At 40.8% G+C, this 9,373-nt stretch carries 11 protein-coding genes; 5 read left to right on the top strand and 6 right to left on the bottom strand.

Annotation, left to right across the window (positions count from 1 at the left end; all coding sequences use genetic code 11):
* Positions 1 to 195: 195 nt before the first annotated feature.
* The 4 genes from fba to Ga0466249_RS22315 form a co-directional block, all read right to left on the bottom strand.
* A complete protein-coding gene (gene fba, locus Ga0466249_RS22330; protein WP_215831707.1) occupies positions 196 to 1,125 on the bottom strand; it encodes a class II fructose-1,6-bisphosphate aldolase in 930 nt (309 codons plus the stop codon).
* Between the two features lie 48 nt (positions 1,126 to 1,173).
* Complete coding sequence (locus Ga0466249_RS22325) at positions 1,174 to 2,061, bottom strand: RluA family pseudouridine synthase (RefSeq protein WP_215831706.1); 888 nt, start codon at positions 2,059 to 2,061, stop codon at positions 1,174 to 1,176.
* 75 nt (positions 2,062 to 2,136) lie between these two features.
* Positions 2,137 to 2,388: a hypothetical protein gene (locus Ga0466249_RS22320; protein ID WP_215831705.1), complete on the bottom strand. Its 252-nt coding sequence runs from the start codon at positions 2,386 to 2,388 to the stop codon at positions 2,137 to 2,139.
* A 7-nt stretch (positions 2,389 to 2,395) separates the two neighbouring features.
* Positions 2,396 to 3,871: a recombinase family protein gene (locus tag Ga0466249_RS22315; protein WP_246588968.1), complete on the bottom strand. Its 1,476-nt coding sequence runs from the start codon at positions 3,869 to 3,871 to the stop codon at positions 2,396 to 2,398.
* Positions 3,872 to 3,980: 109 nt separating this feature from the next.
* On the opposite strand from Ga0466249_RS22315, the gene Ga0466249_RS22310 reads away from it, so the two are divergent.
* The 5 genes from Ga0466249_RS22310 to Ga0466249_RS22290 all read left to right on the top strand — a co-directional run bounded on the left by Ga0466249_RS22310 (position 3,981) and on the right by Ga0466249_RS22290 (position 8,634).
* Complete coding sequence (locus Ga0466249_RS22310; RefSeq protein ID WP_215831704.1) at positions 3,981 to 4,175, top strand: hypothetical protein; 195 nt, start codon at positions 3,981 to 3,983, stop codon at positions 4,173 to 4,175.
* 413 nt (positions 4,176 to 4,588) lie between these two features.
* Complete coding sequence (locus Ga0466249_RS22305) at positions 4,589 to 5,065, top strand: NADH-quinone oxidoreductase subunit NuoE family protein (protein WP_215831703.1); 477 nt, start codon at positions 4,589 to 4,591, stop codon at positions 5,063 to 5,065.
* A 1-nt stretch (position 5,066) separates the two neighbouring features.
* Entirely contained in the window at positions 5,067 to 6,884 is a 1,818-nt protein-coding gene (gene nuoF / locus Ga0466249_RS22300) for an NADH-quinone oxidoreductase subunit NuoF (protein ID WP_215831702.1), read from the top strand.
* A complete protein-coding gene (locus tag Ga0466249_RS27870) occupies positions 6,885 to 6,941 on the top strand; it encodes a 4Fe-4S binding protein (RefSeq protein WP_215831711.1) in 57 nt (18 codons plus the stop codon).
* 4 nt (positions 6,942 to 6,945) lie between these two features.
* A complete protein-coding gene (locus Ga0466249_RS22290; protein ID WP_215831701.1) occupies positions 6,946 to 8,634 on the top strand; it encodes a [FeFe] hydrogenase, group A in 1,689 nt (562 codons plus the stop codon).
* Between the two features lie 70 nt (positions 8,635 to 8,704).
* Here the strand turns inward: Ga0466249_RS22290 and Ga0466249_RS22285 are convergent, their stop codons facing one another.
* Positions 8,705 to 8,911, bottom strand: coding sequence for a hypothetical protein (locus tag Ga0466249_RS22285; protein WP_246588967.1), 207 nt, complete (start codon positions 8,909 to 8,911; stop codon positions 8,705 to 8,707).
* A gap of 35 nt (positions 8,912 to 8,946) precedes the next feature.
* A complete protein-coding gene (locus Ga0466249_RS22280) occupies positions 8,947 to 9,312 on the bottom strand; it encodes a hypothetical protein (protein WP_215831699.1) in 366 nt (121 codons plus the stop codon).
* Positions 9,313 to 9,373 lie beyond the last annotated feature (61 nt).

The raw sequence follows: 9,373 nt of genomic DNA, 5'->3' as shown, positions 1-9,373 counted from the left end.
GGTAAGGCCTGGGAGGATAGATAGTTGCCAGTTTAGAAAATAGCACTCACTTGTGAGTGCTGTTTTTGTTTTATGTGTGCATATAAGTGCAATTTATGGAGAAGACCGTTCAGTGTGATTTAGCTACGATGACTGTCGAGTACGTTTAACAAAAATACCACTTCATTTATGAAGTGGTATTTTTGCTGTTCGATTTTATATTTGATGACTGCAATTAAGTACATTTTTTATTTTGTGTTGCACCATTTCTTTGATTGCTTCGCGAGCTGGTTTTAGATATTGGCGAGGATCAAAGTCACCAGGGTTTTTTGCAAAATGTTCACGTATGGAAGCTGTCATGGCTAGACGTAAATCTGTATCAATATTAATTTTGCAAACACCTAATTTCCCAGCGCGTAGCAGCATGTCTTCAGGCACACCTTGCGCACCTGGAATATTGCCACCAAAATCATTACACTTTTTCACAAATTCAGGTAATACAGTGGATGCTCCGTGTAATACAAGCGGGAAGTTAGGAAGTAAGTTTGAAATTGTTTCGAGTCTATCAAAGTCTAAGCTTGGTTCACCTTTAAATTTATAAGCGCCATGACTGGTGCCTATAGCAATGGCTAATGAATCTACGCCAGTTCTCTCCACGAATTCCTTTGCTTGGGCTGGGTCTGTATATGTTGCATCTTTTGTGTTTACTTTTACGGCATCTTCAACTCCGGCCAGGCGGCCCAATTCAGCCTCGACTACTACTCCGTGGGCATGAGCATAGTCAACAACCTTTTTAGTCAGGGCAATATTTTCTTCAAAGGGGTGTTTTGATCCATCAATCATAACGGATGAAAATCCGCCATCAATACAAGATTTACAAATTTCGAAATCGCCGCCGTGATCAAGATGCAGTGCAATTGATAGTCCTGTATCTTCCATGGCTGCTTCAACAAGTTTCGTTAAGTAAATGTGATTGGCATATTTGCGTGCCCCTGCTGATACTTGCAAAATAAGGGGAGCCTGTTCCTCTTGTGCGGCAGCAACAATTCCTTGAATAATCTCCATATTATTGACATTAAATGCACCGACTGCATACTGCCCTTCGTATGCTTTTTTAAACATGGCTGTAGTTGTGACTAGTGGCATAGAATATCCCTCCTATTATTTTATAATAATTTTATTATAACACAATTTTCATTTTTTGTTTCCGCGTAGCTTGTTTAGGGTTTGCAGCATGTCATTAGGCAGGGGTGAGAGGATGCACATCTCGTTTTTGGACATTGGGTGAATAAAGTTAAGCATAGATGAGTGTAGAGCCTGTCTATTTATGAGATTGCGTGTTCCGCCATAAAGATCATCACCTAGTAGAGGATGGCCAATATATGCCATATGGACACGAATTTGATGGGTGCGTCCAGTCAATAATTTTACTTGTATAAGTGTGGCATTTTCGAAGCTTTCCAGTGTAGTGTATTCTGTCAAGGCTTCTTGACCCTCATTAGTGACAATACGTTCGATGATGCTACCCGGCTTGCGGCCTATCGGTGCATGGATGAAACCCTGATTTAATAGTTTGCCATGGACTAATGCGAGATAGTTACGAGTAATGCCAGAAATGGATTTCTCGGAGAGCTGTTGCTGAATATAAGGTACTTTTGCAATTAAAATGAGTCCTGAGGTGTTACGGTCTAACCGATGGACAGGATGGAAATTGTGGAATTCGTTACGTCTTGCGTAATGTCCCATGATATAGTTTGCTAGTGTAAGCTCTTGTTGGTTTGATGTAGGATGAACAAGAAGTCCGGGCGCTTTATTGATAATGAGCAAGGTGTCATCTTCATAAGCAATGTCAAGGGGTTCGTAGGCAGGTTCGATGTGGTTGGTTATAGTGGAGTCAAATGATAGAGTATCCCCTGAGTGAATAAAATCACAAGGGAGCGCTAATTGACCATTTCGTTGAATGGAACCGGTATGTTTGAATTTTCTCCAGGCTGTTAAGGACATTTTCAGTTTTTGTCGCGCATATTGCTGAATTGTAAGTAAACCTTGATTGGTGTTATAGTTCACATGAAATGTAAGCATAGTATTAGTTTTTCGCGATTGCAGAAAAAAATCCTGTAAAAAAAACTGCCTAAATGGCAGTTTTTACAATATTATTTAAATTGTACTTTGTACCATAGCTATGAGCTGTGCTACATGTTGGCGTTCCATCGTAAGCGATTCTTTTAAATAATCCCCCATAGGACTGGCACGATAGCTGAATACGCGGTCAAAACGGAGGTGACGACGGATTAAGGCAAAGAGCAGCAACAAGAGAAGCGTTCGTCTGGCACCAATTTGTTGTTCGTCTTCTTCGTCAGGTGTATCGTGGCGCATTTTCATACCGTATTTTGTTAGGACAGTAGCCAAAGCATCATCATGTAGAGCTATCATATGAATGATAGGAACACAACTTAGCAATAGGTGTTTGGTTTAGAGTAAAACTGATTATGTCTTTTTCTTTTTTTGCGTGGACGACTATGTTAAGTTTTAATAACAACTGACGTTTTTCTTCAAACGTTTGAGGAGTTATGAAGTCTTCAGGCGAAAGTGAGGCTTCACGTGCCTGAAGAGAAGTAGCTGATGTAAGTAGTTTCTGTAACTTCTCAATTTGTTTATGGAGATTTTTTAATTCCTTTTCTGCTGTATTGAGCGGGATAGTGCCACTAGCTACCCATTTTAAGATACTTATTTGGCGTTTTTGGTATTGGAATAACTGACTTTTTAGGGCTATTACGGGACTATTGCTCTTTCGTTTTTCCTTATGGATAAAAGGGTTGGTTTGACAAATATTTAATATGATTTTCCAAACAGCGTCATCTAGTTCTAATACGGGAATGCATTTCTTGTTATGACAGATGAGCCGATTAATATAGGCGGTGCAAACATAATAATGATAGTATTTGTTATTACGGCTGTGAAAAGTGACACCTTGCATGGCATATCCACAATCGGCGCATTTAATAATGCCTGACAATAAATATTCGTGTTTCTTATTTCTTTGAGAAAGAATTTTTTTTTGTTTGCGTAGTTCAACTGTTTTATGCCATATTTCTCTATCAATAATGGGCGGGACAGGAATGGCTATCCATTCACTTTTGTCACGTTTTATTGTTTGGCGTTTGTGCTGCGCAATGGTTTTTTGGTAGGTTGTCATGGCCCATTTGGTGCCTGCATATAACTCGTTTGCCAGCAGGCGATGCAGGAAAGAGACACTAAAGGGTTTGCCATTGCGATTGAAAAAATGTGATGCTTCAAGGTAAGCGGCGAGGGTACGTACACCATATAAATTACTCGCATAGCAATGAAATATTTCGCGGATAGTGTTGGCCTCTTCGGGTATAATGATATACTGTCCTGTTTCATAATCACAAGAATACCCATAAGGAGGGCGGCCAAATAAAGGTTTTCCGCTTAGAGCTTTGGCTCGTTTTCCACGCATCGTACGTTCACGAATTTTGGCTTTTTCAAAGGCTGCGATGGCTCCACGCATGGAGAAGAACAGGCGTCCTTCAGGACTGGCATCATAGTCGCCTGTAACAAACAACAGCTGACAGCCGGATTTTTCAATTTCATCAGCTAAGATCAGCTGATTTGTGAGGTTACGGCTGAGGCGATCGGGATCATAGACAAGTACATGGCTCACGCTGTGATTGGCTAAATCATTGCGTAGCCGCTGTAGGGCTGGGCGTTCTAAAAATTCACCGGAATAACCGTCGTCGATGTATTCTTTGATATTCTTGAGTTCCATAGAAATAAAGCGTTCACGACACCTACGAATTTGATCGCCAAGAGAATAACCTGTTCGTGCTTGTTCATCCGTACTGACACGCACATAAAGTGCTGCTATCATGATGATTCACCTCTCTACAAATACATATCCATCATAACTCGTAAATAGTAGCAATAGGGCTGCAATATACAAAAGAATCCGTCATAGATTTTATGGAGGAGGTGTCAGAATGACCATTCGATTTGATGGTTATATGGATGAGAAAGGCAATGTTTCATTGACTGTACCACCATGGTTTGTCGAGCGAGTGATTCAGGCCATAGAAAAAGAATTTGATGTAGAATTTGTTGAAAATGACAGAAAAGTTAATTTACAACCCGAGTCAAAAAAACTATCCAAGTCTCACATTTACGCACATAACTAACAGCTACAAACAATACTTAGGTGTTGTTTTCACCAATGGTTATTTTTTTGATGCATGTGAATTGAATTTGTTTTGTAGTAAAATTGCTTCAATATTAAAAGGCAGTAATGTAGTCTCATTATCTTGAACCGTTGATTTTCTTTTCATAATTACGTCTATAAAAAAAGAATATTCTTAATTTGAAATAATTTTTGCTTCAATAATTATATAGTGTACTATATGTGAAAAAGATGCACAATTTATTGATAGAAAGAGAGGCGGTTGGTTTGGATGAATTAATAAAGAAAAAGCTTGTAATGATTATTGCACTTTATTTTAGATCGGGAAACGAAATATTTTAAAAATTCAGTTGAAATTATTTGCATAGCAGTGTAAGCTTAGTATGTGAATATTTTAACTTGGGAGGTTAGGTCATGGATGATAAGCTTAATTTTCAGGAACTGGACGAAATTCTAGAAAAATATCGATACGATTCAACGCAAATTATTCCCATATTGCAGGACACGCAGGCGAAATATCGGTATCTCCCTAAAGAAGCATTTACTTATCTTTCGGAAAAATTGGGTATGACTGTTGCAAAAATATATAGTGTAGCCACTTTTTATGAGAATTTTTCACTACAGCCCAAAGGAAAATATGTGATAAGATCCTGTGATGGAACGGCCTGTCATGTAAGAAAGTCGCTTCCCATATTGGAAAGGATGAGAAGTGAGCTAGGACTTTCAGCAACAAAAGTGACGACAGATGACTTGATGTTTACAGTGGAAACCGTTTCTTGTTTTGGAGCCTGTGGATTTGGCCCCGTAATTACGGTTAATGATGAAGTTTATCCAACAATGACACCTGAGAAGGCCAGTGAACTCCTTGTGAAGTTAAGGGGGGAATTTTGACATGGCTTTAACTAGGGATGATCTTAAAAATTTAGTGATGACTTATAAAAAATCCCTTGATGCACAAAAAAAGAAAATTTTTGTCTGTGCTGGAACAGGTTGTGTAGCTGTCGGGTCACTTCACATCTATGATGAATTTATCCGATTGATGAAGGAAAAAGAAATTTCTTGTGAAGTGAAATTGGAACGAGAGCCCCATGACGATTCAGTTGGTATTAAAAAGAGCGGTTGTCATGGTTTTTGCGAAATGGGCCCGATGGTTCGAATTGAACCGGAAGGCTGGATGTACATAAAAGTAACTCCTAAAGATTGTGCTGAGATTATTGAAAAATCTGTTGCAGCTAACCAGTTTATTGAGCGTCTAGGTTATCAAAAAGAAGGTCAAGTCTACCCAACGCAAGAAGAAATTCCTTTTTATAAGCATCAGACACGACTGGTACTTGAACATTGTGGGCGGATGGATGCAACTTCCATTGGTGAATATTTGGCATTAGGGGGTTATGCAGCATTTGAAAAAGCCCTGTTTGATATGAGTCCAGATGAGGTTGTTGCAGAGATTGTAGCATCTAATTTGCGAGGACGCGGGGGTGGTGGCTTTCTAGCAGGGCGCAAATGGACACAAGTTCGGCAACAAAAAGAACCCATTAAATATATTGTTTGCAATGGTGATGAAGGCGATCCAGGTGCTTTCATGGATGGCAGTATTATGGAAGGTGATCCTCATCGTATGCTTGAGGGCATGATGATTGCGAGTATTGCCTGTGGAGCGTCCGAAGGGTACATTTATGTACGCGCCGAGTATCCGCTGTCAGTCAGCCGTCTCGGTATGGCTATTAGTCAGGCTCGGGAATGTGGATTACTTGGCAAAAATATTCTTGGCTCAGGTCATGATTTTGATATTAAAATTTGCAAGGGTGCTGGAGCTTTTGTATGTGGTGAAGGTAGTGCCTTGACGGCATCTATTGAAGGAAAGCGAGGAATGCCCCGTGTAAAACCGCCGCGAACGGTTGAACATGGTTTGTTTGGTAAGCCAACGGTCCTTAATAATGTGGAAACTTTCGCCAATGTTCCACTGATTATCCAAAATGGAGCGAAGTGGTATAAATCGATTGGTCCCGAAAAGAGTCCCGGAACTAAGACTTTTGCGTTGACAGGCAATATTGGCAATACCGGTCTTATTGAAGTTCCCATGGGCATGACTTTACGACAAGTCATTTTTGATATTGGCGGCGGGATTAGTGGCGGTGCTGACTTCAAAGCCGTGCAAATCGGCGGTCCGTCTGGCGGTTGTCTAACGAAAGATCAGCTTGATTTACCGCTTGATTTTGACTCTCTGAAAAAAGCTGGCGCCATGATTGGATCGGGCGGACTTGTTGTGATGGATGAGAATACGTGTATGGTCGAGGTTGCCCGGTTTTTTATGAATTTCACGAAGAATGAATCATGTGGCAAATGTGTACCCTGTCGAGAAGGAACAAAGCGGATGCTAGAAATTTTGGAGCGCATTGTTGCTGGACAAGGGGAAATTGAAGATTTAGATATGATGTTGGATCTTGCTGATACGATTAAAGCGACAGCCTTGTGTGGTTTGGGTAAAACGGCTACATCTCCTGTTGTTGGCACAATCAAAAATTTCAGGCAAGAATATGAAGCCCATATTCTAGAAAAGCGTTGCCCAGCCAATGTCTGTCAGAAGTTAAAACGGATTACCATCGACAAAGAACTTTGCCATGGGTGTTCAAAGTGCGCTAATTCCTGTCCCGTTGGCGCGATTACGGGTAAGATTAAAGAACCCTTTGTAATTGATATTGAAAAATGAATCAAGTGTGGCACGTGTATTACGTTATGCCCATTTAAAGCCATAAAGGAGGACTAAACCCATGAATACGGAGTTTATGATTATCGATAATATGCCAGTAGAAATTTCCGGTGAAAAAAATATTCTAAGTGTCATCAGAAAAGCCGGTATTGAGCTTCCTACCTTTTGCTATTATTCGGAGCTATCTGTTTATGGTGCCTGTCGCATGTGTGTTGTAGAGGATAAAGCAGGATCCATTTATTCCGCTTGTTCCACACCACCCAAAGGTGGCATGGAGATACGAACGAACACGCCGCGTCTGAGAAGATATCGAAAAACGATACTTGAGCTTCTGTTATCCAATCATTGCCGTGATTGTACAACATGTGAAAAAAATCGAAACTGTAAGCTGCAGGAACTTGCCCAACATTTTGGAATACGACAGGTAAGATTTAATGATACGTCAATTGATCCTGAACCGGATACTTCATCGCCTTGTATCGTTAGAAACAAAAGTAAATGTATCTTATGCGGTGACTGCGTGAGAATGTGTGATGAAGTGCAAAATGTCGGTGCCATTGATTTTGCTTTTCGCGGTTCAAAAATGTGTGTAAGCCCTGCCTTTGATGAACCCATTGCAAGTACAAAATGTGTGGGTTGCGGTCAGTGCGCCGCTGTTTGTCCTACCGGGGCTATTACGGTTAAAAATGATACAGCCAAGTTATGGCAAGCGATTAGCGACGAAGATACAGAAGTTGTTGTACAGATCGCTCCAGCTGTTCGTGTAGGCATTGGCAAAGAATTTGGTCTTTCCGAAGGCGTAAGTGTCATGGGAAAAATAGTTGCCGCTTTAAAGCGTATGGGCGTTGACAAGGTATTTGATACAACGACGGGTGCTGATCTTACGGTTTTGGAAGAAGCGAATGAATTTCTGACAAGGGTACAAAAGGGGGAAAGGCTTCCCTTGTTTACATCTTGTTGTCCGGCGTGGGTGAGGTATGCCGAACTGAATTATCCTGAACTTGTTCCGAACATCTCGACGTGTCGTTCGCCTATGCAGATGTTCGCAGCCGTACTCAAAGAATATTATAGTCAGCAGCGCAAAAAGGTCGCTGTTGTAGCCGTTATGCCGTGTACAGCCAAAAAATTTGAAGCAGTACGTGATGAATTTATCGATGAGGGTGTTCCTGCTGTGGATTATGTGATTACTACACAGGAATTGATAAAAATGATTCATGAAGCAGGTATTATTTTTCCCGAGATTGAACCGGAAGCTTTGGATATGCCATTTGGGGCTACAACGGGTGCGGGGGTGATTTTTGGCGTAACAGGTGGTGTAACGGAGGCTGTGCTTAGGCATGTTTCAGATGATAAATCAATTTATGCTATGCGGGCTATTGCTTTTACAGGCGTACGAGGGCTAAATGGCGTAAAAGAAAGTGTGCTGACGCTAGACGGTCGTGAGATTCACATTGCCATGGTAAGCGGGCTTAAAAATGCCGATAATCTGGTTAAAATGTTACAAAGCGGCGTAAAACAATATGACTTTATTGAGGTTATGGCCTGTTCAGGTGGTTGTATCTGTGGCGCAGGGCAGCCTTTTACAAATGGCGAAGGAAAAAAGTGTCGGAGTGCAGGGCTTTATGAGGCCGACAGGATGAGCAGTATGAAACGTTCGGAAGAAAATCCGGCGGTACTCTCTCTTTATAATGGACTGCTTCAAGGAAAGACCCATGAACTGCTTCATGTCGATTATGCTGATAAGGGGTAAGGCATTGTTTGTCGCTATGAAAAACCGAAGGGATGACTGAAAGCGATCATCTCTTCGGTTTTTTTATTTGTTATAGAGCTATCATATGAATGATATCCATATAAGCATGCCAATGATTGAGGGCCATTTGATCCAAGACATCACGCATGGTGCCTGTGCTGTCTTCTGCAGCTTTTAAGGCAGATTGCATGAGCTCTAGTTGATCGATCGCTTCCATGTGTAATACTTTCATATGGTCTAGGTCCAACGTAACGGGTTTTTTATCGCGAAATTTCATGAGGAGTACACTCCTTTTCTTGTTGCAAGGTTTCTTTAGTGACAGCATTTATAAGGGGCAATGAAAGTAAGCATGCAAATAGGAATATGCATAGAAACGGCCCGATGTCGATAGCTTACATTGACGATGATAAAATCACAGCCAATAAAACATAGAGTTCCGCAGTAGGTATTACGGCCTTTACAAATGCCAATAGGTCCGCAAACAGCAAACATAATACTATCACCAAGCAAACAATTGAGACGATCTTTAAAAGATTCCTGGCAATTCATGACTTTGGACATTTTAGGCATAGACATCATGGGATAGTCACACATCATGTCTCTATCTTCATATTCACAGCATTCATCTGGTCCCATCTGTCCCATATCGTGATACCAGTGTGGATATTTTCCATCCATAACTTTATGAGCCTCCTTTATTTATTCAGCAAAAAATGATAAAATCTATCTGACTACTTGA

It is taken from the genome of Pelorhabdus rhamnosifermentans (assembly GCF_018835585.1).
Taxonomy (GTDB): domain Bacteria; phylum Bacillota; class Negativicutes; order UMGS1260; family UMGS1260; genus Pelorhabdus; species Pelorhabdus rhamnosifermentans.
The sequence above is the reverse complement of the archived record's forward strand: the minus strand, read 5'-3'. Positions and strand labels throughout refer to the sequence as shown.

Bases quoted from the DNA above. Each gene is read 5' to 3' on its own strand.
- fba (WP_215831707.1), bottom strand. From the start codon at position 1,125: ATGCCACTAGTCACAACTACAGCCATGTTTAAAAAAGCATACGAAGGG.
- Ga0466249_RS22325 (WP_215831706.1), bottom strand. From the start codon at position 2,061: ATGCTTACATTTCATGTGAACTATAACACCAATCAAGGTTTACTTACA.
- Ga0466249_RS22315 (WP_246588968.1), bottom strand. From the start codon at position 3,871: ATGATAGCAGCACTTTATGTGCGTGTCAGTACGGATGAACAAGCACGA.
- Ga0466249_RS22310 (WP_215831704.1), top strand. From the start codon at position 3,981: ATGACCATTCGATTTGATGGTTATATGGATGAGAAAGGCAATGTTTCA.
- Ga0466249_RS22305 (WP_215831703.1), top strand. From the start codon at position 4,589: ATGGATGATAAGCTTAATTTTCAGGAACTGGACGAAATTCTAGAAAAA.
- nuoF (WP_215831702.1), top strand. From the start codon at position 5,067: ATGGCTTTAACTAGGGATGATCTTAAAAATTTAGTGATGACTTATAAA.
- Ga0466249_RS22290 (WP_215831701.1), top strand. From the start codon at position 6,946: ATGAATACGGAGTTTATGATTATCGATAATATGCCAGTAGAAATTTCC.
- Ga0466249_RS22285 (WP_246588967.1), bottom strand. From the start codon at position 8,911: ATGAAATTTCGCGATAAAAAACCCGTTACGTTGGACCTAGACCATATG.
- Ga0466249_RS22280 (WP_215831699.1), bottom strand. From the start codon at position 9,312: ATGGATGGAAAATATCCACACTGGTATCACGATATGGGACAGATGGGA.